The 19,658-nt window shown below is 71.1% G+C and carries 16 protein-coding genes; 3 read left to right on the top strand and 13 right to left on the bottom strand.

Features of this window, described 5'->3' with window-relative positions:
- Nucleotides 1-59: 59 nt before the first annotated feature.
- From HA630_RS05250 to upp, 3 genes are read right to left on the bottom strand one after another with little or no spacing between them, the layout of a single operon-like run.
- A complete protein-coding gene (locus HA630_RS05250; RefSeq protein WP_166832982.1) occupies nucleotides 60-482 on the bottom strand; it encodes a group II truncated hemoglobin in 423 nt (140 codons plus the stop codon).
- A gap of 26 nt (nucleotides 483-508) precedes the next feature.
- Nucleotides 509-3,037 (bottom strand): ABC transporter permease, encoded by a 2,529-nt coding sequence (locus tag HA630_RS05245; RefSeq protein WP_208299973.1) that lies wholly within the window; start codon nucleotides 3,035-3,037, stop codon nucleotides 509-511.
- Between the two features lie 55 nt (nucleotides 3,038-3,092).
- Nucleotides 3,093-3,725, bottom strand: coding sequence for a uracil phosphoribosyltransferase (gene upp, locus HA630_RS05240; protein ID WP_166832980.1), 633 nt, complete (start codon nucleotides 3,723-3,725; stop codon nucleotides 3,093-3,095).
- A 124-nt stretch (nucleotides 3,726-3,849) separates the two neighbouring features.
- Between upp and HA630_RS05235 the strand changes: the two genes are divergently transcribed.
- Nucleotides 3,850-5,193, top strand: coding sequence for a glutamine synthetase family protein (locus tag HA630_RS05235; RefSeq protein ID WP_166832978.1), 1,344 nt, complete (start codon nucleotides 3,850-3,852; stop codon nucleotides 5,191-5,193).
- On the opposite strand, the gene HA630_RS05230 is transcribed toward HA630_RS05235, so the two are convergent.
- The 6 genes from HA630_RS05230 to HA630_RS05205 all read right to left on the bottom strand — a co-directional run bounded on the left by HA630_RS05230 (nucleotide 5,175) and on the right by HA630_RS05205 (nucleotide 11,556).
- A complete protein-coding gene (locus HA630_RS05230; protein ID WP_166832976.1) occupies nucleotides 5,175-6,077 on the bottom strand; it encodes a formate dehydrogenase accessory sulfurtransferase FdhD in 903 nt (300 codons plus the stop codon). The genes HA630_RS05235 and HA630_RS05230 overlap by 19 nt on opposite strands.
- 46 nt (nucleotides 6,078-6,123) lie before the next feature.
- Nucleotides 6,124-7,329 carry a formate dehydrogenase subunit gamma gene (locus HA630_RS05225; RefSeq protein WP_166832974.1) on the bottom strand — a complete coding sequence of 402 codons (1,206 nt, stop codon included), beginning with the start codon at nucleotides 7,327-7,329 and terminating at the stop codon, nucleotides 6,124-6,126.
- Between the two features lie 11 nt (nucleotides 7,330-7,340).
- Nucleotides 7,341-7,592 carry a hypothetical protein gene (locus HA630_RS05220; protein ID WP_166832972.1) on the bottom strand — a complete coding sequence of 84 codons (252 nt, stop codon included), beginning with the start codon at nucleotides 7,590-7,592 and terminating at the stop codon, nucleotides 7,341-7,343.
- Nucleotides 7,593-7,594: 2 nt separating this feature from the next.
- Nucleotides 7,595-8,200, bottom strand: coding sequence for a formate dehydrogenase FDH3 subunit beta (gene fdh3B / locus HA630_RS05215; protein WP_166832970.1), 606 nt, complete (start codon nucleotides 8,198-8,200; stop codon nucleotides 7,595-7,597).
- Nucleotides 8,201-8,300: 100 nt separating this feature from the next.
- Nucleotides 8,301-11,264: a formate dehydrogenase subunit alpha gene (locus tag HA630_RS05210; protein WP_166832968.1), complete on the bottom strand. Its 2,964-nt coding sequence runs from the start codon at nucleotides 11,262-11,264 to the stop codon at nucleotides 8,301-8,303.
- Nucleotides 11,265-11,343: 79 nt separating this feature from the next.
- Nucleotides 11,344-11,556: a formate dehydrogenase gene (locus HA630_RS05205; protein WP_166832966.1), complete on the bottom strand. Its 213-nt coding sequence runs from the start codon at nucleotides 11,554-11,556 to the stop codon at nucleotides 11,344-11,346.
- A 403-nt stretch (nucleotides 11,557-11,959) separates the two neighbouring features.
- Between HA630_RS05205 and HA630_RS05200 the strand changes: the two genes are divergently transcribed.
- Nucleotides 11,960-13,372 (top strand): sigma-54-dependent transcriptional regulator, encoded by a 1,413-nt coding sequence (locus HA630_RS05200; RefSeq protein ID WP_371809203.1) that lies wholly within the window; start codon nucleotides 11,960-11,962, stop codon nucleotides 13,370-13,372.
- A 12-nt stretch (nucleotides 13,373-13,384) separates the two neighbouring features.
- Nucleotides 13,385-15,526, top strand: a complete 2,142-nt coding sequence (locus HA630_RS05195) for a cache domain-containing protein (RefSeq protein WP_371809202.1) — start codon at nucleotides 13,385-13,387, stop codon at nucleotides 15,524-15,526.
- Nucleotides 15,527-15,550: 24 nt separating this feature from the next.
- Here HA630_RS05195 and HA630_RS05190 read toward each other — a convergent pair whose 3' ends face one another.
- From HA630_RS05190 to HA630_RS05175, 4 genes are read right to left on the bottom strand one after another with little or no spacing between them, the layout of a single operon-like run.
- Nucleotides 15,551-16,168 carry a molecular chaperone gene (locus HA630_RS05190; protein ID WP_166832964.1) on the bottom strand — a complete coding sequence of 206 codons (618 nt, stop codon included), beginning with the start codon at nucleotides 16,166-16,168 and terminating at the stop codon, nucleotides 15,551-15,553.
- 13 nt (nucleotides 16,169-16,181) lie between these two features.
- Nucleotides 16,182-18,257 carry a 4Fe-4S dicluster domain-containing protein gene (locus HA630_RS05185; protein ID WP_166833016.1) on the bottom strand — a complete coding sequence of 692 codons (2,076 nt, stop codon included), beginning with the start codon at nucleotides 18,255-18,257 and terminating at the stop codon, nucleotides 16,182-16,184.
- A 29-nt stretch (nucleotides 18,258-18,286) separates the two neighbouring features.
- Nucleotides 18,287-19,024: a DUF3306 domain-containing protein gene (locus HA630_RS05180; protein WP_166832963.1), complete on the bottom strand. Its 738-nt coding sequence runs from the start codon at nucleotides 19,022-19,024 to the stop codon at nucleotides 18,287-18,289.
- Nucleotides 19,017-19,655 carry a DUF3305 domain-containing protein gene (locus tag HA630_RS05175; protein WP_166832961.1) on the bottom strand — a complete coding sequence of 213 codons (639 nt, stop codon included), beginning with the start codon at nucleotides 19,653-19,655 and terminating at the stop codon, nucleotides 19,017-19,019. The genes HA630_RS05180 and HA630_RS05175 overlap by 8 nt, the downstream gene beginning before the upstream one ends.
- Nucleotides 19,656-19,658: the final 3 nt, after the last annotated feature.

Raw genomic sequence — 19,658 nt, 5'->3', positions numbered from 1 at the left:
CTCGGCCGGTCGGGGCGCGGCCCGCACCGGACGCGCACAGACCCAGCCCCGGTCCGCGCTCAGGCCGGGGTGTTGCGCATCCAGTCGGCGGTCTGGAAAAAGCTCTGGGCCAGGCGCTCGCGCAAATCCGCCGGCACGCCGGTGTCCTGCATCGCCTGCTGCATGCAGGCCAGCCACTGGTCGCGTTCCAACACCCCGATTTTGAACGGCATGTGGCGCATGCGCAGGCGCGGGTGGCCGTAGCGGTGCTGGTAGTGCTGCGGGCCCCCGAGCCAGCCGCACAGGAACCAGAACAGTTTTTGCCGGGCATCGTCCAGCGCCGGGCCGTGGCTGGCGCGCAGTTCGCGGTAACCGGGCTCCAGGTCCATCAGGTCGTAAAAGCGGTCCACCAACTGCTGCACGGCGGGCTCGCCCCCGATCCAGTCGAACGGGGTCAGCGGCTGGCCGTCGGCGCCACGGGGCGGGGGTTCCTGTATCTGCATGGGCGTATTGTGCCGCTGTGGCGGCGTCAGTCGGCGGCCTGGCGCAGGGTGGCCACCACCGGCGTGCGCAGGATGCCACGCAGCCCCCACCAGCCGGCGGCCAGCGCCAGCAACGCGCCGGCCGCCGCGCCGGCCAGCGGCACCCAGGGCGAGGCGTTCCAGCTGAACTCGAAGGCGTAGCGCGCCAGCGCCCAGCCCACCGCCACCGCCACCAGCGACGCCAGCAGCCCCGCCAGCAGACCCACCCCCACCAGCTCGGCCCGCTGCACCTGCCGGAGCAACGACGACTGCGCCCCCACCGCCCGCAGGATGGCGAACTCGCGTTCGCGCTGGCTGCGGGTGGCGGTGATGGCGGCGAACAGCACCACCAACCCGGCGGCCAGGGTGAAGGCAAACAGGAATTCCACCGCCCGGATCACCTGGTCCAGCACCCGCTGCACCTGGGCCAGGGTGCTGCTCATGTCGACGTTGGTGACGTTGGGGTAGGCGCGCACCAGCGCGTTGTCGAACCCCGGCGTGGCCGGAGCGCGGTAGGCGCTGATGTAGGTGAGCGGCACGCCGGGCATCTGCGCCACCGGGAACATGGCAAAGAAGTTGACCCGCATCGAGCCCCAGTCCACCTTGCGCAGGCTGGTGAGGGTGGACTCCACCGGCTGGCCGGCGATGTCGAAGGTCAGCCGGTCGCCCAGCTTCAGCCCCAGGGTCTGGGCCAGGCCGTCCTCGACGCTGATGGCACCGGCCTCGTCGGGCGCCCAGCGCCCGGCCACCACCGGGTTGTGCGGGGGCAGTTCGGCGCTGTGCGACAGGTTGAATTCGCGGTCCACCAGGCGCTGGGCGCGGTCGCCGGGGAAGTCTTCGGGCACCACGGTGCGGCCGTTGATGGCCACCAGCCGCCCGCGGATCATGGGGTACCAGTCGTAGCGCGCCACGCCCTGCTCGCGCAGGGTGGCCTGGAAGGGCTGGGCCTGCTCGGGCTGGATGTTGATGACGAAGCGGTTGGGCGCGTCGGGCTGGGTGGCCTGCTGCCAGCTGCGGATCAGGTCGGTGCGCAGCAGCACCAGCAGCACCAGCGCCAGCAGGCCGACCGACAGGGCGCTGACCTGCACCACCGCGTAGGCCGGGCGGGCACACAGCTGGCGGGTGGCCAGCCGCAGCCAGCGCGGCGCAGTGGTTTCGTTGACCAGCGCCCGCAGCAGGCGCACCGCGCCGTAGCTGACGGCCGCGAACAGCGCCACAGCCGCGGCAAAGCCGCCGACGGCGATCAGGCCCAGGGTGGCGTCGCGGCTGACCGCCAGCAGCAGCACGGCGAAGCCGGCGGCCCCCAGACCCAGCACCGCCAGCGAGGCGGGCTTGAGGTTGCCGACCTCGCGCCGGATGACGCGCAGCGGCGGCACCTGGGCCAGTTGCAGCACCGGCGGCAGGCCAAAGGCGAGCATCAGGGTCAGGCCCACGCCCAGGCCGAACACCGCCGGCCACAGGCTGGGCGGCGGCAGGTCGGCTTGCACCAGGCCGGCCAGCAGCCAGACAAAGCCGTGGTGCACCGCGTAGCCCAGGGCCACGCCCAGGGCCCCGGCCAGCCCGCCCACCAGCACGAATGAGAAAGTGTAGGCCCGGGCCATGGTGCCCTGCGACAGCCCCAGCACGCGCAGCATGGCGCAGTCGTCCAGGTGGCGGCCGGCGTACACCCGCGCGGCGATGGCGACGGCCACCGCGCTCAACAACGCCGCCAGCAGAGCCACCAGGTTGAGGAATTTTTCCGCGCGGCCCAGCGTCTGCTGCATCTCGGGTCGGCCGGACTCGAACGACTCCAGCCGCACACCACGCACGGTGGGCCGGGCCAGCTCGGCCTCGGCCCAGGCGGTGTAGCGCTGCACCGCCGCGTCGGGGCCGGCCACGGCCAGACGATAGCTCAGGCGGCTGGCGGGCTGCACCAGGCCGGTGGCGGGCAGGTCGTCGCGGTGGATCATCACCCGCGGGGCGAAGCTCATGAAGCCGGCGCCGCGGTCGGGTTCGACGACGATCAGGCGCGCCAGCCGGAACGCGCGGTCGCCCAGCCACAGGGTGTCGCCGAGCCGCAGGTCCAGCGCCGCCAGCAAGGGCTCGTCCACCCAGGCGGTGCCGGGGGTGGGCACGGCAGCGGTGGGCTGGCCGGCCTCGCCCGGCGCGGCGGCCACGCGCAGCTGGCCGCGCAGGGGGTAACCGTCGGCCACGGCCTTGAGCGCCACCAGGCGCGCGACGCCGCCGTGGGCGTCGTCGGCCCGGCCCATGGTGGGGAAGCTCACGTGTTCGGTGGTCTGCAGGCCCAGCGCACGGGCCTGTTCGGCGAAGGCGGCGGGGGCAGGCTGGTCGCTGCGCAGCACGGCGTCGCCGCCGATGAGCTGGCGCGCGTCGCGGGCCAGGCCGTTTTGCAGGCGGTCGGCGAAAAAGCCCACCGCGGTCAGCGCCGCCACCGCCAGGGCGATGGCCAGCACCAGCACGCGCAATTCGCCAGCGCGCCCGTCGCGCCGCAGCGCACGCCAGCCGATGGCCCAGAAACTTGCAGACACAGCGTTCATGGGCTGGAGGTTAGCGCAAACCCCAATCCGGCACCGGCGCCGGGGCTTGCGGGCCTTATTTGGTGCCGAAAATGCGGTCGCCGGCGTCGCCCAGGCCGGGCACGATGTAGCCGTGCTCGTTCAGGCCGCGGTCCACCGCCGGGGTGTACACCGGCACGTCGGGGTGGTGCCGGTGGAAGGTGGCCAGGCCTTCGGGGCAGGTGACCAGGCAGACGAAGCGCAGCGAACGCGGCTGGCAGGCCTTGAGCCGGTCCACCGCCGCCACCGCCGAGTTGCCGGTGGCCAGCATCGGGTCGAGCACGATCACGTCGCGCTCTTCCATGCCCGAGGGCATCTTGAAGTAGTACTCCACCGCCTGCAGGGTGTTCGGGTCGCGGAACAGACCGATGTGGCCGACGCGGGCGCTGGGCAGCACCTCCAGCATGCCGTCCAGAAAGCCATTGCCCGCGCGCAGGATGGAGGCCAGCACGATCTTCTTGCCGTCGATGACGCGGCCGGTGGTGCGCTCCAGCGGGGTGTCGATCTCGACTTCCTGCATCGGCATGTCGCGCGTGACCTCGTAGGCCAGCAGCGCGCTGAGCTCGTGCACCAGCTGGCGAAAGCTCTTGGTGCTGGTGTCCTTGCGGCGCATCAGGGTGAGTTTGTGCTGCACCAGCGGGTGCTCGATCAGGTGGACTTGGGGTGTCATGGCAGGGCGGGCTCTGGGCCCGGGGGTGTCAGGGTGGATGGGCCGTATCCTACCGCCAGCCGGCCCCGCCCGGGACCCGGCCAGTGGCACCCCCAGGCCAGGGCCGGGCCGGCACAATGGCCGCATGACGCCCCCCACTCCCCATTCGCCGCTGGAGCAGCAGTTGCGCGCGGCCACGCACGCGCGCTTCTTCGTCACCGACCTCGACGGGCTCTGCCGCGGCAAGACCCTCTCGGGCGAACGCATGGCCGACCTGCTGGTGCAGGGCGGCACCATCGCGAGCGCGGTGTTCGGCTGGGACGTGGCCGACGACCTCTACCAGCACGGCGTGGACTTTGCCGGCCTGGGCACCGCGCTGGGCGAAATCGGCCTGCGGCTGGACCCGGCCACGGCGCGGCAACTGCCCTGGGACGAGGGGCGCTGGGTGCTGATCGGCGAGCACCTGCAGCCCGACGGCACGCCGCTGCCGATCTGCCCGCGCCAGGTGCTGCAACGCGTGCTGGCCGAGGCCCAGCGCATGGACCTGAGCGTGCAGGTGGGGGTGGAGTTCGAGTGGTTCGTGCTGCAGGAAACCGAGCGCAGCGTGCGCGACAAGGGTTTTCGGCAGCTGCGCACCGGCACCGAGGCGGTGAGCAACTACTCGCCCTTCCGGGTGGACGCGGTCAAGGGCTTTGTCAACGACCTGTTCCGCTGGCTGCCGCAGGCCGACCTTCCCCTGGAAGCCCTGCACACCGAGGCCGGCCCCGGCAACCTGGAGGTGGCGCTGCGCCACGGCGAGGCCCTGGCCATGGCCGACCGGGCCGTGCTGTTCAAGCAGGCGGTGCGCGAAATTGGCCGCCCGCACGGGCTGCTGAGCACCTTCATGGCCAAGTGGTCGACCGCCTACGGCGGCTGCGGCCAGCACCTGCACCAGAGCCTGTGGCGCGACCACCGCAACCTGTTCCACGACCCGTCCGCCCCCCAGGGCCTGAGCGCCACGCTGCGCCAGTACATTGCCGGCCAGCTGCAGGCCCTGCCCGAGCTGTGCGCGCTGTACGCGCCCTTCGTCAACAGCTACAAGCGGCTGGTGCCCGGCATGCTGGCGCCGGTGCAGCCCAGCTGGGGTGTGGACGACCGGCACGCCGCCTTGCGCGTGGTGCCGGGCGGGCCGCGGTCGCTGCGGCTGGAAACCCGCACGCCCGGGGCCGACGCCAACCCCTACCTGGCCCTGGCGGCGGCCATCGCATCGGGGCTGCACGGCATCCGCCAAGGGCTGGACCTGGACGAGGTGGTGCGGCAGAGCGCCCAGGCCAGCCTGCCGCGCAGCCTGGAACAGGCGACCGAGCGGCTGGACCGCTCCACGCTGGCGCGCGACCTGCTGGGCAGCGCCTTCGTGACCCACTTTGTGCAGACGCGCCGTTGGGAATGCGACCGCCACCAGCGCGCCGTCACCGACTGGGAGCTGGCGCGTTACCTGGAGGTGGTCTGAGGCGCCACCGCCTGGGGCGGGCGCGGCGGCTCCACGTCGCGCCACAGGCGTTGCGGGTGGGTGAAACACAAAAAGCGCTGGTGGGTCGCCCGACCCACGGCGCACAGGCCCACGCGCTCGGCCACGGCCAGACCCATCTGCGTGGTGCCGCTGCGCGAGACCACCACCGGCACCCCCATCTGGGCGGACTTGATGACCATCTCGCTGGTCAGCCGCCCGGTGGTGTAGAAGGCCTTGTCGGCGCCGTCCATGGCGGCGGGGTCCTGCAGCCACATCCAGCCGGCGATGGTGTCCACCGCGTTGTGGCGGCCCACGTCCTCCACGAACACCAGCAGCTCGCTGCCGCGGAACAGCGCGCAGCCGTGCACCGAGCCGGCCGACTTGTAGACCGAATCGCGCTCGCGGATGGCCTTGAGCATGGCGTAGAGGTCGGACTGGCGCAGCCGCGCCTCGGGCGGCAGGGCGATCTGGTCGATTTCGTCCATCAGGCCGCCGAACACGCTGCCCTGGCCGCAGCCGGTGGTGACGACGCGGCGCGCCGTGCGCGCCTCGATGCCGTCGATGCCGGCCCGCGTCTTGACCGACGCCGCGCCCACCTCCCAGTCCACGGTGATGGACTCGATGTCGTGCACCGAGCGCACCAGGCGCTGGTTGCGCAGGTAACCCAGCACCAGCCATTCGGGGTGGGCGCCCAGCGTCATCAGCGTGACCAGTTCGCGCTTGTCCACGTACACCGTCAGGTCGCGCTCGGCCGGGATGGCGATGTCGCGCGACTCCCCAAATTCGTTGACCACGCGCACCTCGCGCGTCAGCGGGGCCTGGGCCGCGGTCAAGCGGGGCAAGGGGGCCTGGAAAGCGGCGTGGCGGGGCTCGGTCAGCAGCATGCGTTCACCATATCACGGAGCCGAAGACCCGACCGGCCACGCCGGCTCAGGCCTTGCCGGTGGCAGGGACGCCCGCACCGCCGGCCGGCGCCTGGGCGCTGCGCACCGCCGGGATCTTGCCGGCCTGGATGTCGTCGTACCACAGCTCGTGGTGCTCCTTGGCCCAGGTTTCGTCCACGTAGCCGGTCTTCATGGCGCTGTAGGCGCCCTGCATGCCCACCGTGCCCATGTAGATGTGGCCCATGAACATCACCATCATGACGACCGCCGCGCTGGCGTGGACCATGTGGGCGATCTGCATGTCGGCGCGCAGGTAGGCCAGGCCGGGGACGACCTTGTCCAGCACCAGGCCCGACGCGACCACCAACAGCCCGAACAGGAACACCCCGCCCCAGAACAGCACCTTCTCGCCGGCGTTGAAGCGGTGCGACGGCACCTCGTGCCCCCCCAGCAGGCCGCCGCCTTTGAGCAGCCAGGTGAGGTCCTCCTGGCGGGGCAGGTTGTCCTTCACGAAGGTGAGGATGACCACCACCAGCGACACCGCGAACAGCGGGCCCGTGAAGTTGTGGAGGTTCTTGAGCGCGTAGGTGAGCCAGCCGAACAGCGTGCTGCCGATGACCGGCAGCAGGAAGAACTGCCCGAACGCCATGACGATGCCCGACACCGCCAGCGCCACGAACGCGATGGCGTTGACCCAGTGGGCGGCGCGCTCGAAGGCGGTGAAACGCTCGATCTGGCGCCCGGTTTCGGCGCCATGCAGCTTCAGCGTGCCCTTGCTGGCGTAGAAGATGCCGATGGCCACCAGCACGATCAGCATTAGCGAGCCACCGTAGGGCAGGATGAGCTGGTTGCGCACCTGGCGCCAGGCCTCGCCGGCGTTGGTGTAAGAGGAGCCCGGGTACTGCACAAAGGGCTGGATCAGGGTGCCGTATTCCGGGTAGGGGAAGTTGGTGACGCCGGTCGTGCCTTTGCCCACCTCGCGCCACATGGGGGCGTTGTTGCCGGGCTGCACCTCGCGCCGCTGCGCGTTGGTCTGTTCGGCGTAGCCGGGCTGGCTGGCGGCGTCGGTGATGGCCAGGATGTTGCCGTGTTGGATGCCGCCAGGGGCCGCCACGGGCGTGGCGGCTGCGTCGGCTGGAGCGACCGGGGCGGTCTGGGCCTGGGCCCAGCCGCCGGCCAGGGCCAGCCCGAAAGCCAGGCCGGCGCCGGCCAGCCAGTGCCGGGCGGCGCGCAAGGTGGGGGAGCCGGTCATGGGGAGCCTCCTCACTGCGCCGCCGTGGCGCGGCTGTATTCGTTCTGGCCGTACTGGGCACGGGCACGCAGCTGTTGCTGCCAGCCGTTGGCGTCGCCGGCCTTCCAGCCGGGGGCCGCGTACTGGCTGGCGCCCACGCCGGTGCTGGGCGGGCTGTCGGACTTGATGCCGCCCATGCCCTGCGGCTTCTCGCCACAGGCCGTGAGCAGCAGGGCGGCAGCGGCCAGTGCCGCGGCGGTGGTGAAGGTGCGCAGTGCTGGCATGGTCAGGCCCCTTTCGCGGTCGACTGGCTGCCGTAGGCGGTGCCCCAGCCCCAGACTTCGGCACCCTTGCCGCGCTGCACCACCCGGGTGCGGAAGATGTCGGCGACCACGTCGCCGTCACCGGCCAGCAGGGCCTTGGTGGAGCACATCTCGGCGCAGGCGGGCAGCTTGCCTTCGGCCAGGCGGTTGCGGCCGTATTTCTCGAACTCGGCCTGGCTGCCGTTGGCCTCGGGGCCGCCGGCGCAGAAGGTGCACTTGTCCATCTTGCCGCGCACACCGAAGGTGCCCTGGCTGGGGAACTGCGGCGCGCCGAACGGGCAGGCGTAGCTGCAGTAGCCGCAGCCGATGCACACATCCTTGTCGTGCAGCACCACGCCTTCGTCGGTGCGGTAGAAGCACTGCACCGGGCACACCGCCATGCAGGGCGCGTCGGAGCAGTGCATGCACGCAACCGAAATGGACTTTTCGCCCGGCACCCCGTCGTTGAGGGTGACCACGCGGCGGCGGTTCACGCCCCAGGGCACCTCGTGTTCGTTCTTGCAGGCGGTGACGCAGCCGTTGCACTCGATGCAGCGCTCGGCGTCACACACAAATTTCATTCGTGCCATGTTGGTGTCTCCTTAACGGTGGTTTTCCCGCCGGGTCGCCCCAAGGGAAAACGCGCCCCCTCGGGGGGCAGCGAATTACACGCAGTGAAAAGCGTGGGGGTCATGCGCGTTCGACGTTGCAGATGGTGGTTTTGGTTTCCTGCATCATGGTCACGATGTCGTAACCATAGGTCGTGGCGGTGTTGACCGCCTCGCCGCGCACGATGGGCGCCGCCCCCTCGGGGTAATGCGCCTTCAGGTCCACCCCCTGCCAGCGACCGGAGAAGTGGAACGGCAGGAACACCGTCTGCGCATCCACCCGCGGTGTCACCAGCGCCTGCACGTTGATGCGCGCGCCGGTGGGGGTGCTCACCCACACCCGCTCGCCGTTGCGGATGCCGCGCTGGGCCGCCGTGGCCGGGTTGATTTCCACGAACATTTCCTGCTGCAACTCGGCCAACCAGGGGTTGGAGCGGGTTTCCTCGCCACCGCCCTCGTACTCCACCAGGCGCCCGGAGGTCATGATCAGCGGGTACTTCTCGTGCACCTTGTCGTCCACGTTCTTCTGCTGCAGCGTCTTGTAGAGGATGGGCAGGCGCCAGCGGTTCTTCTGGTCGTCGTGGCTGGGGTACTTGGCCACCAGGTCGGGGCGGATGCCGTAGATCGGCTCGCGGTGCTGCGGGATGGCGTCGGGGAAGTTCCACACCACGGCGCGCGCCTTGGCGTTGCCGAAGGGGTGGCAGCCGTGCTTCATGAACACGCGCATCATGGCGCCGGTCGGGTCGGTCTTCCAGTTCTTGCCTTCGGCCTTGGCTTTTTCTTCGTCGCTCAACTCGTCCCACCAGCCAACCTTTTTCAGCAACTCGTCGGTCAGCTCCGGGTAGCCGGTGGTGATTTCGGCGCCCAGCGAGTGCGAACCGTCGGCGGCCAGCAGGCTCACGCCGTCTTTCTCGACACCGAAGTTGGCGCGGAAGTTACCGCCACCGTCCATCACGTGCTTGGAGGTGTCGTACAGGTTGGGCGAACCCGGGTGTTTCATCTCTGGCGTGCCGTAGCAGGGCCAGGGCAGGCCGAAGTAGTCGCCGGTCATGTCGTAGCCGGTTGCCTGGTCCACCACCGTGCCTTTGCACTTCAGGGTCTTGATGTCGAAGGCGTTCATGTGGCGCATGTGGGCCTTGAGGCGCTCCGGGCTCTGGCCGGTGTAGCCGATGGTCCACACGCACTTGTTGATTTCGCGCAGGATGTCCTCGGGCACCGGCTCGTCCATGCCCTTGACCTGCTGCAGCTTGACGTTCTTGACCAGCTCCTTGTCAAAGCCCAGCTTCTGCGCCAGCTGGTACATGATCATGTGGTCGGTGCGGCTTTCCCACAGCGGCTCGATGACTTTTTCGCGCCACTGGATGGACCGGTTGGACGCGGTGCAAGAACCGCTGGTTTCGAACTGGGTGGCGGCCGGCAGCAGGATGACGGTGCGGTTGGGGTTGAGGTCTTCCGGCTTGCCGGGCATGGCCGCCATGGCGGCGGTGGCCGATGGGTAGGGGTCGATCACCACCAGCAGGTCCAGCTTGTCCATGGCGCGTTTCATTTCCAGGCCGCGCGTCTGCGAGTTGGGCGCGTGGCCCCAGAAGAACACGCCGCGCAGGTTGGAGCCCTGGTCCACCGCTTCCTTGGCTTCCAGCACCCCGTCGATCCAGCGCGAGACGGTGATGCCGGGCTTCTCCATCATGCCCTCGGCGTACTTGGACTTGATCCAGTCGTAGTCCACGCCCCAGGTGGCGGCGAAGTGCTTCCAGGAACCGGCGGCCAGGCCGTAGTAGCCGGGCAGCGAGTCGGGGTTGGGGCCCACGTCGGTGGCGCCTTGCACGTTGTCGTGGCCGCGGAAGATGTTGGTGCCGCCGCCGCTCTTGCCGATGTTGCCCAGCGCCAGCTGGAGGATGCACGAAGCCCGCACCATGGCGTTGCCGATGGTGTGCTGCGTCTGGCCCATGCACCAGACGATGGTGCCGGGGCTGTTCTCGTGCAGCATCTGGGCCACCTTGGCCACCTGGGCCTCGGGCACGCCACAGGCCTCTTCCACCTTGTCCGGGGTCCATTTGGCCAGCACGTCGGCTTTCACCGCGTCCATGCCGTACACCCGGTCGTTGATGTACTGCTGGTCTTCCCAGCCGTTCTTGAAGATGTGGTACAGCACCCCGAACAGGAAGGGGATGTCGGTGCCGGAGCGGATGCGCACGTACTCGTCGGCCTTGGCCGCGGTGCGGGTGAAGCGCGGGTCCACCACGATCATCTTGCAGCCGGTTTCCTTGGCGTGCAGCATGTGCAGCATGGACACCGGGTGCGCTTCGGCGGCGTTGGAGCCAATGTACAAGGCGACCTTGCTGTTCTGCATGTCGTTGTACGAGTTGGTCATGGCGCCGTAGCCCCAGGTGTTCGCCACGCCGGCCACCGTGGTGCTGTGGCAGATGCGCGCTTGGTGGTCGCAGTTGTTGGTGCCCCAGAAGCTGACGAACTTGCGCAGCAGGTAGGCCTGTTCGTTGCTGTGCTTGGACGAGCCGACGAAGTACACGCTGTCGGGGCCGCTGGCCTCGCGCAGCGCGTTCATCTTGGCCACGATTTCGGTGTAGGCCTCGTCCCAGCTGATGCGCTGGTACTTGCCGTTGACCAGCTTCATCGGGTAGCGCAGGCGGTATTCGCCGTGGCCGTGTTCGCGGATGGACGCGCCCTTGGCGCAGTGCGCGCCCAGGTTGATGGGGGAGTCGAACACCGGCTCCTGCCGGGTCCAGACGCCGTTTTCCACCACGGCATCGATCGCGCAGCCCACCGAGCAGTGGGTGCAGACGGTGCGCTTGACTTCGATCTTGCCGGTGCCGTCGATGGAGCCGCCGGCCGCCGCCCGGGCGGGCTTGACCAGGGTGAGCTGGGACGCGGCCAGGCCGACGCCCACGCCCAGGCCGGAGCGGCGCAGGAAGGCGCGGCGGTCCATGGTGGGCAGCGCGTGCGCAAAGCCGCGGCGCAGGCTGTGGACGAAGCCGCTGGCGGCCGGGTCGGTGCGCCCGCTGGGGGCCGATTTTTTGGTCAGCAACATGGGGTTGTGCCTCGGAACGAACAAGTGGGAAGGTGCGGCGCCCGGCGCCAAGGGCCAGGGCACGGCGTTCGCAATGCGCTCAGACGCGGGTGGTCTGGTAGTAGCGCTGAACGTGCTCGGACACGGTGTAGCCACCGCCCCGGGCGGGGGGCTGGCGCACCGCGGCGGCCACCGGGGGCTGGGGCGCCACCACGCGGGGCGCCACCGCTGCGACGGCCGCCACGGCACCGACCGTGCCGACCCCGGCAAAGAGGCGTCGGCGGTTCATGGCGGGGGATGTGGGCTGGGTCATGGGTGTCTCCTGTAACCGCGCAAACCCTGGCACAGACCGTGTGGGTTTTGCTTCATAGGCGTCACTGTACGTGCGCACTCCGCCGCTGGCAACCGGTGCCAGCCCATGTTCCGCCGCGGTGCCGACCCCGGCCATGCCGGGGTGCCCGCGCGCGTTTGCATCCCGGGCAACAGCCAAGCAAGACCCGGACCATAAGCACCCACTGATGCCCGAAGCACGCCGCCCGAGGAAGGGCTCAGGCCCAGGCTTTGGACAGCCGGCCCGGCGCCGCTTTGTCGCGCGGACGGGCGACAAACTGTCGCGCGCCAGAGGCCGCCCGGTGCCGCCCAGGCCCCGGCGTTCATAGGGAAATCACCGAAATAGTTGACTATTCCGTTAAGGAATTTCCGTAGAATCCGGGGCTGTGAACGCTCCCCTCCCCCCTTCCGATGCCGGTACGGCCACCGCGCCCACCCCCGACGGCTGGCCCCACTGGTCCATGCTGGTGGTGGACGACGAGCAGGGCATGCGCAACTTCCTGCTCAAGGTGCTGGCCCCGCGCTGCCGCCTGGTGGCCACCGCCGCCAGCGCCGAAGAAGGCGCCGAGTGGATGCAGGCGCAACGGGTGGACCTGGTGATCCTGGACATCTCCCTGCCGGGCAAGAACGGCGTGGCCTGGCTCAAGGAGCTGCGCGAACAGGGCTATAGCGGCGAGGTCATCCTGATCACCGCCTTCGCCGACCTGGACACCGCCATCGAGGCGCTGCGCGCCGGGGCGTCGGACTTCATCCTCAAGCCGTTTCGCATCCCGCAAATCCTCAACGCCATCAAGCAATGCTACGACCGGGCCCAGCTGCGCCGGGAAAACTACGTGCTGCGGCGCAACGCCCGCCTGCCGCGGCCCAGCACCTCGCCGCTGGTGGGCCGCTCCGACGCCACCGCCCGGCTGCGCGCCGCGGTGGAACGGGTGGCGCCCATGCCCAGCACCGTGCTGCTGCAGGGCGAGTCGGGCACCGGCAAGGAGCTGGTGGCGCGCCAGCTGCACGCCCGCAGCCCGCGCGCGCCCGGGCCCTTCGTGCCGGTGAACTGCGCCGCGCTGGCGCCCGACGCCATGGCCATGGAGCTGTTCGGCCACACCCGCGCCACCGCCCAGGGCCAGACCCACGCCCGCGACGGCCTGTTCTACTACGCCCAGGGCGGCACGCTGTTTTTCGACGAGGTGGCCGAGCTGCCGCTGCCGGTGCAGGCCATGCTGCTGCGCGCCATCGAGGAATTGCAGATCCGCCCGGTGGGCAGCCAGCAGCTGCTGCCGGTGGACGTGCGCATCGTCGCCGCGACCAACCGGCGCCTGAGCGACGAGGTGGCCGCCGGCCGCTTCCGCGCCGACCTCTACTACCGCCTGCAGGTGGTGGACATCGCCCTGCAGCCGCTGCGCGAACACAAAGACGACATCCCCGACCTGCTGCGCCACTTTGTGCTGGAGCTGGCGCCGGTGCTGGGGGTGGAGCCGATCGAGGCGCGCGCGGAGGAGCTGGCCCTGCTGCGCGACTACCACTGGCCGGGCAACGTGCGCGAGCTGCGCAACCTAGTGGAACGCTCGCTGATCCTGGGGGCGCTCAACGTGTCGGCGCTGTACCCGTCGATGCCGGGCAGCGCGCGCGCCGCCGGTGGCCCGCGACCGACCGACCTGCAGACGCTGGAGAAGCAGCACATCCAGGCGGTGCTGGCGTCGGTGCAGGGCGACAAGACCCGCGCCGCGCAACTGCTGGGCGTGTCGCGCCGCACCCTGGAGCGGCGCGTGGCCGAATGGGGCCAGCGCGACCACCCCGACACCTGAGCCGCCAGCGCCGTGCGACCCTTACACACCCCGGCCTGGATGGCCGCCTCGGTGCGCAACAAGCTGCTGGCCATGGCGCTGCTGCCGCTGGCGGTGGTGTTTCCGCTGCTGGTGCTGGCGCTGCTGCTGTGGAGCAACGTGGCCTACGACCGGCTGCTGATCACCAAGGTGCGGGCCGACCTGGCCGTGGCCAGCGGTTATTTCCAGCAGCTGCTCCACGAGGTCGGCTCGGGCACCCGCGGGGTGGCGCGCTCGCACGCGCTGGTGGGGGCGGTCTCGGCGCTGGAGGCGGCCCCGCCCCGGCTGCTGCTGCCGCGCCACGGCTCCGACGAACCGGACACCGACGCCCCCCTGGACGCGCTCAACACCCTGCTGCTGAACGAACGCCAGCGCCTGGGGCTGGACTTTCTGGTGCTGGAACGCAGCACCCGCCACACCGGGCGCACGCCCAAATCCGGGCCGGCCGGGCTGGACGCCCTGGGGCGGTTGCCGGCGCAGTCGGTGGGCGACGGCTCCACCGCCCGGCTGGTGCTGCTGCCGCCGGCGCTGCTGCGCCAGCTCGCGCCCTACCTGGGCGCGCGGCTGGACATCCCGCTGGTGCCCACCCGCAACGCCCTGCCCACCACCCGCCCGGTGGAAGACCGCGCCATGGTGGTGCTGGCCAGCCTGCCGGTGCTCGACGCGCAGGGCCGGCAGTGGGCCACGCTGCACGGGGGCACCCTGCTCAACCAGAACCTGGACTTCATCGACCACATCAACCGCATCGTCTACCCCGACGGCTCGCTGCCCTTCGGCAGCCAGGGCACGGCCACGCTGTTTCTGGAGGACGTGCGCATCACCACCAACGTGCGCCTGTTCCAGGACCAGCGCGCCATCGGCACCAGGGTGTCGCAGGCGGTGCGCGAAGCGGTGCTGGCGCGCGGCCAGACCTGGCTGGACCGCGCCTTCGTCGTCAACGACTGGTACGTCAGCGCCTACCAACCGCTGCTCGACGCCCAGGGCGACCGCATCGGCATGCTCTACGTGGGGTTTCTGGAGCAGCCCTTCCGCTGGGTGCGCTACGGCATGCTGGCGGTCATGGGGCTGATCTTCCTGGCGGTGATGGCGCTGGCGGCGGTGTTCTCGCTGCGCTGGGCGCGCAGCATCTTCCGCCCGGTGGAGCAGATGAACCAGACCATGCGCCGGGTGGAGCTGGGTGAGGCGTCGGCCCGGGTCGGGCCGGTGCCGGCGCGCGACGAGCTGGGCGCCCTGGCCAACCACCTGGACCAGTTGCTGGACGTGGTGGACGACAACACCCGCCGCCTGCGCGACTGGGGCGACACCCTGGACCGCAAGGTGGCCGAACGCACCCGCGAACTGGAGGCGAGCAACGCCTCGCTGCAGCAGGCGCAGCAGCAGTTGGTGAAGTCGGAAAAGCTCGCGGCCATCGGCCAGCTCACCGCCAGCATCGCGCACGAGATCAACAACCCGATCGCGGTGATCCAGGGCAACCTGGACCTGATGCGCGAAACCCTGGGCCCGCAGGCCGCGCCGGTGCGGGCCGAGTTGCAACTGCTGGACGAGCAGGTCGAGCGCATGCGCCTGATCGTGACCCAGTTGCTGCAATACGCCCGACCGACCGAATTCGCCGGCTACGTGGACGCGCTGGACCTGAACCAGGCCACCACCGACTCGCTGGTGCTGGTGGGGCACCTGCTGCAACAGCACCGCATCCGGGTGGTACGCGACCTGCAGGCCCAGACCCCGGTGGCCTGCAACCGGCAGGAACTGCAGCAGGTGGTCATCAACCTGATGATCAACGCCATCCAGGCCATGCCGGCCGGCGGCGAACTGCGGCTGGTGACGCGCGACTGGCAGACCACGCCCGGCGCAGCGCCGGGGGCCTGGCTGGAGGTGCAGGACGAAGGCCCGGGCCTGACGCCCGAGGTGCGGGCGCGGCTGTTCAGCCCGTTTTTCACCACCAAGAACGACGGCAACGGGCTGGGACTGTGGATCAGCCTGGGGCTGGTGGAGCGCTACGGCGGGCGGCTGGAGGCCGAGAACCGGCCCGACGGCCGGGGCGCGGTGTTCCGGGTGCGGCTGCTGGCCGAACCGCAGGTGCCCGAGGCCAGCCAGGAGCGCACCCAGGACGGCCGGCCGGGCCGGCGCGGCTGACGCCGGGTGCCCCGGGCCGCCGCCTCAGTCCAGCATGTCGAAACCCTGGGCCTCCACCGACACCAGGGCGCGGGTGAGGCCGGCCAGGTCGGCGTAAAAGCGGGCCCGGGGGTGCGCCTGCAAGGCGTCGCACAGGGCCGGCAACCAAGGCTGCAGGTGCTGGGCAAAAAAGGCCTGTTGCCGCGTCAGGTTCGACACCGCCACGTCGTCCCCGGCGATGAGAAAGCGCATCACCTCGCACAGGAAGGCGACGTGGTCTTCGGTTTCGGGCATGGCCTCGTCACGGCCCAGGCCGAGCGCGGCCAGGTCGTGGCGCAGGGCCACCAGCGGTTTTTCGTTCAGGAAGCCGCTGAGGTAGTGCGACCCGAACAGGTACACCTCGGGCTTGCCGACGCCGCCGAACAGGTCGTGGAACTCGGACGCCACCTCGTCGTCCCCCAGGGCCCGGGCGCTGGCCACCAGGGCGCGCCAGGGTTCCTCCAGAAAACCGCCGGCGCTGGGCGCTTCGGTCACGGCCACGCGCAACTGGGCCAGCAGCGCCGGGCTGGGCGGGGCGTAGTACAGCGCGGCCAGCAGGCCGTAGAGCTCGGCGCGGGCGGTTTCTTCGTCCAGGGTGGCGCGCAGGGGAATTTCGGGGGTCATGGCGGGGGCGGGTTCAAAGGTCGGTGATGCGGGGCTGCTGGCCGGTGTGGATGTCGATGACGCGGCAGTCGCCGCACATCTTGAGCCGGTCGGCAGCGGCGCCCTGGAACATCGGGTGGCCCGACAGCCGGGCGAGCATCGCCTCCACCCCCTTGAGGGTGCCGAACGGTGTGCCACAGCGGATGCAGCCGTAGGCGGGTTGTTCGTTGACCACACGCGGCTGGCGGCGCTGTGGGTCCAGCCACAGCCGGGGCTGCAAGCGCAGGGCGTTTTCCGGGCAGGTGCCCACACACAGGCCGCACTGCACGCAGTTTTTCTCGACGAAGCGCAGCTGCGGCGCCTGCGGGTTGTCCTGCAGGGCGTTGGCCGGGCAGGCGCTGACGCAGCTCAGGCACAGGGTGCAGGCGTCGCGGTCCACTTCGACGGTGCCCAGCGGGGCGCCGGCCGCCGGCAAGGCAATGGCCGCCGGGGGGGTGGCCAGCGGCGACTGCTGCACCAGGTGGTCCAGCGCCAGTTCGAGCGTGGCGCGCTTGTCGGCCTGCACCGCAAAGGTGGCGGGCTGGCGCACCGTGGCCGCGGGCGGCACCTGGGCGGCGGCGTCCAGCGCGGCCAGGTCGCGGGCGTCGCGCGCGTGCAGCAGGCGGAAGTGCTCGCCGCTGTAGCCCAGGCCCTGCAGCAGGGCTTCGGCCACGTCCATCTGCTCGCGCAGGGCACGCAGGTAGTCGGGGGCCTCCTCGTCGGTGGTCAGCAACCAGACCTGGCTGGCGCCTTGGGCAATGGCGCTGAGCCACAGCTCCAGCCCGACGCTGGCGGTGTGCCACAGGGCCACCGGCAGCACCCGGGCCGGCACGCCGTTCAACTGGCGGTCGAGCTGGGCGGCCCGGCCCCAGTCCTGCAGCCGCTGCTGGCCGGCGCCCTGGCTGTGCAGCAGCAGTGCGGCGTGGCGCCCGCCGGCGCGGGCGTAGGTGGACAGCAGGGTGCGCAAGGTGCGACCCTGGTGCGCGGCGCTGGGGTAGGCATAGCCCAGCGCGCCGGTGGGGCACACCGTGGTGCAGGCGCCGCAACCCACGCACAGCTGCGGGTTGACCTGGATGCGCTGCTGCGCCAGCTGGCTGCTGATGGCCGAGGCCGAGCAGACCTCGACGCAGGCGTTGCAGCCCACCCGCTCGTTGCGGCCGTGGGCACACAGCCGCTGCTGGTAGTGGAAGAACTTGGGTTTTTCAAACTCCCCCACCCGTTCGCGCAGCTGCAGCAGCGCGGCGAGCTGGGCGTCGGCGCCGGCCTGGGGCGGCAGGTGCAGGTAGCCCTGGGGCAAGGCGTGCTGGGTGAAAGCGGGCTGGGGCCGCAGGTCCAGCACCAGGTCGAAGGTGTCCTCGTGCGCCACCGGAGCGCGCTGGAAGTCGATGGCCCCGGGGGCTTCGCACACCCGCACGCAGTCGCGGTGGCTGCGGCAGGCGTCCAGATTGACCTGGTAGTCCAGACCGATGGCGCTCTCGGGGCAGGCCGCCACGCAGGCGTTGCAGCGGGTGCACAGGTCCAACGCGATGGGGTTCTGTTCCGACCAGGCCACGCTGAAGGCCCCCAGCCAGCCGCTGACGCGCTGCAACTCGCCCCCCAGCACCGGGTGGCGCCGCTCCTGGCGGCCGGCGCCGCCGGTGGCGAACAGGGTGACCTGCAAGGCGTCGTCCAGGTGCGCGGCCAGGGCCTCGGCCCGGTCCAGCGGCCCGATGATGAGCAGCCGCCCGGCGCTGCGGTAGGTCACGGTGGGCACCGGTTCCGGGTCGGGCAGGCGCGCGGCGGCCAGCAGGGCCGCCATCTTGGGCGTGGCCCGGGCGGCCTCGCGGCCCCAGCCGCCGGTTTCGCGCAGGTTGACGAAGCGGATCGGGCGCGCCTCCAGCGGCACCGCACCCTCGGTCTGCGCCGACAGCTCGGTGAACAGGCGCTGTTCCTGGGTACAGGCCACGGTGAGGTCGTCGCTGCTGCGGGTGGCGCGCTGGAAGGCCGGGGCCTCGCGCCGGCACAGGGTGGTGTGCACCGCCAGCGGCCCCTCCCCCAGGGCCTGGCCCAGGGCGGCCCCGTCCAGGGGCATGGTGCGGTTGCAGTTGCAAAGGAGCGTGGTCATGGCTGAGCGGGTGGGGTGGGAACGGTCGGCGGGGGGACCGCGGTGTCGGTGGAGAGGGAGGTGACCGCGCCGGGCCCGGTGGCGGGCGCGGGCAGCCCTGGATCGGGCACCTGGTCGGGCACAGCGGCCGGGTCCGGCGCATGGGATCGGCCGTCCGAGGGCCCCAGCGGCGCGGGGGCATTGGCAGCCGGCTCAGCCCCTGGAGCGGGGGTGTCATCGAACAGCCCGAGCGAGCGGGCGCTGACCAGCTGGCGCGCCAGGCTGGCGGGCAAGGGATCGGGCTGGGAATAGTCGTCGATGTAAATGTCCAAGCCGTCCATGACGTTGAACTTGGGGTCGGCGAACAGCTTCTTGAAGGCAGCGTTGCGCACCTCGGGGGCCACGTCGCGGGCGACAAAGGGGCGGAAATCGGCGTCGGGGGTGAGCCGGCGCACGTCGTCCAGGCCCAGTGGCGCGGGCGCGTTGGCGGGCCGGGCCGGCGCATCGGCGTCGGCCGGGGCGGGGCTGTGGAGCATATCAGCCGCGCCAGCCGGTCCGGTGGGCGGCGGTACGGCAGCGGGGGCCGCGACCACCGCAGAACGCGCCCCCGGCCCGGCGGCGGGCGGTGGGGCCTCAACAGCCGGGGCCGGAGCCACGGGCAGCGGACGGGCGTGCGCCGGGGCAGGCGCCACCGCGGCCCGCTCGGCGGCCTTGCGTCGCGACCAGCGGCTGAAAAATCCGCCGTCGTCAGCCATGGCGGGGGCCTCCGGCGCCGGGGCCGCGGCGCGGGCCGGTGCTCACCGACGCCGGCTGGCCGAAGCGGTCGGTCAGGGGCTGGAAGCTGTCCGGGCGCTGGCGGCGCTTGGGCTCTGGCCGGTAGTGGGCGCTCACAAAGTCGGCCAGCCAGGCCCGCACCTCGGGCGGGGCCGGCACCTGGTCCACCCGCTCCTGCGCGTCCAGCCAGCGACCGGCGTCGTGGTAGCTCAGGGTCACCACCTGGGGCGCCGGCAAGGCGTCGTCGCCGCCTTCGGGCTGGCGCCACATCACCCAGAAGCAGGGCTGCGGTGAACTCAGGTTGAGGAAGTAACCCTCGGCGTCGTCGCGGTGCAGGGTGACGGGGAAATGGGGGAACAGCCAGTGGCTGGCGGGTGCCGCCTCGGGGCCGGCCGGGGCATCGGGCTCGATCGGCACCGCGCTGGACGGGTCCCCGGGCTCGGTCGTCAAGGGGGGCAAGGCGGGCAGCCGGTCGTGGCACACCACGTCGGCCAGGCACCAGCGCCAGGTTTGCCAGCGGCTCATCGGGCCTTCCACCCGTTCGCGGCGCATGACCACACCGACCGTGAGGGTCGGGCGGGTGGCGCGTGGGGTCTCCTCTGCAGCGTCCATAGC

Source organism: Aquabacterium sp. A08, assembly GCF_011742065.1.
Note: the sequence above shows the minus strand (reverse complement) of the source record. Positions and strands in the feature narration are given on the sequence as shown.

What these genes read in the sequence shown, in the direction of transcription:
- HA630_RS05250 (WP_166832982.1), bottom strand. Translation starts at nt 482, where the DNA reads ATGCAGATACAGGAACCCCCGCCCCGTGGCGCCGACGGCCAGCCGCTG.
- HA630_RS05245 (WP_208299973.1), bottom strand. Translation starts at nt 3,037, where the DNA reads ATGAACGCTGTGTCTGCAAGTTTCTGGGCCATCGGCTGGCGTGCGCTG.
- upp (WP_166832980.1), bottom strand. Translation starts at nt 3,725, where the DNA reads ATGACACCCCAAGTCCACCTGATCGAGCACCCGCTGGTGCAGCACAAA.
- HA630_RS05235 (WP_166832978.1), top strand. Translation starts at nt 3,850, where the DNA reads ATGACGCCCCCCACTCCCCATTCGCCGCTGGAGCAGCAGTTGCGCGCG.
- HA630_RS05230 (WP_166832976.1), bottom strand. Translation starts at nt 6,077, where the DNA reads ATGCTGCTGACCGAGCCCCGCCACGCCGCTTTCCAGGCCCCCTTGCCC.
- HA630_RS05225 (WP_166832974.1), bottom strand. Translation starts at nt 7,329, where the DNA reads ATGACCGGCTCCCCCACCTTGCGCGCCGCCCGGCACTGGCTGGCCGGC.
- HA630_RS05220 (WP_166832972.1), bottom strand. Translation starts at nt 7,592, where the DNA reads ATGCCAGCACTGCGCACCTTCACCACCGCCGCGGCACTGGCCGCTGCC.
- fdh3B (WP_166832970.1), bottom strand. Translation starts at nt 8,200, where the DNA reads ATGGCACGAATGAAATTTGTGTGTGACGCCGAGCGCTGCATCGAGTGC.
- HA630_RS05210 (WP_166832968.1), bottom strand. Translation starts at nt 11,264, where the DNA reads ATGTTGCTGACCAAAAAATCGGCCCCCAGCGGGCGCACCGACCCGGCC.
- HA630_RS05205 (WP_166832966.1), bottom strand. Translation starts at nt 11,556, where the DNA reads ATGACCCAGCCCACATCCCCCGCCATGAACCGCCGACGCCTCTTTGCC.
- HA630_RS05190 (WP_166832964.1), bottom strand. Translation starts at nt 16,168, where the DNA reads ATGACCCCCGAAATTCCCCTGCGCGCCACCCTGGACGAAGAAACCGCC.
- HA630_RS05185 (WP_166833016.1), bottom strand. Translation starts at nt 18,257, where the DNA reads ATGCCCCTGGACGGGGCCGCCCTGGGCCAGGCCCTGGGGGAGGGGCCG.
- HA630_RS05180 (WP_166832963.1), bottom strand. Translation starts at nt 19,024, where the DNA reads ATGGCTGACGACGGCGGATTTTTCAGCCGCTGGTCGCGACGCAAGGCC.
- HA630_RS05175 (WP_166832961.1), bottom strand. Translation starts at nt 19,655, where the DNA reads ATGGACGCTGCAGAGGAGACCCCACGCGCCACCCGCCCGACCCTCACG.